At 69.4% G+C, this 736-nt stretch carries 1 protein-coding gene; it reads right to left on the reverse strand.

Annotation, left to right across the window (positions count from 1 at the left end; translation table 11 throughout):
* A partial coding sequence (locus CH341_RS31645; protein WP_146604720.1) for a lipoyl synthase occupies positions 1 to 510 on the reverse strand: 510 nt, incomplete at its 3' end.
* Between the last annotated feature and the right edge of the window lie 226 nt (positions 511 to 736).

The raw sequence follows: 736 nt of genomic DNA on the forward strand, positions 1-736 counted from the left end.
GGCGCCGGGCTTGCGCAGGAAGTCCGGCGTCAGCACCTCGATGGTGCTGTTCGGGGCGCGCGCGCGGATCGCCCGGATCACGGCGGCGAAATGCGCCGCCCCGCCGTCTGGAAGGTCGTCGCGATCGACCGAGGTGACGACCACATGGGCGAGGCCGAGCGTCGCGGTCGCCTCGGCGGCGCGGGCCGGCTCGTCCGGGTCGAGCGGGCCCGGAAGGCCCGTCTTGACGTTGCAGAAGGCGCAGGCCCGCGTGCAGGTCTCGCCCATGATCATCAGCGTCGCGTGCTTCTTCTCCCAGCACTCGCCGATGTTCGGGCAGCCCGCCTCCTCGCAGACCGTGTGCAGCCCGTGCGCCCGCACGATGCCGTGCGTCTCGCCGTATCCTTTCGACACCGGCGCCTTCACCCGAATCCAATCCGGCTTGCGCATCACCGGCTGGTCCGGACGATTGGCCTTTTCGGGATGTCGCGGGCGCTGCGGCCCGTTGACGGTGTCGAGGACGACGACCATGGCGACCTTCTGGATCGAGGGTGGCGTTTACTTACGCATGACACGACCCGACCGCAAGGCGGCCCGACCGACCCGGGCGGCCATAGCCGTAGCCCGCATGGAGCGGAGAGACTGGGCAAGAATCGGCGGCTGCAGCTGATGTAGGATTGGTGGCATGACGAATCGCCCGTTCAAGACCGGCGCGAGCCGGGCGCAGTCCTGTCTTCTGCCGCCGAGCGTGGAGGAC

Origin of the sequence: Rhodoplanes roseus, from assembly GCF_003258865.1 — a bacterium.
GTDB lineage: Bacteria > Pseudomonadota > Alphaproteobacteria > Rhizobiales > Xanthobacteraceae > Rhodoplanes > Rhodoplanes roseus.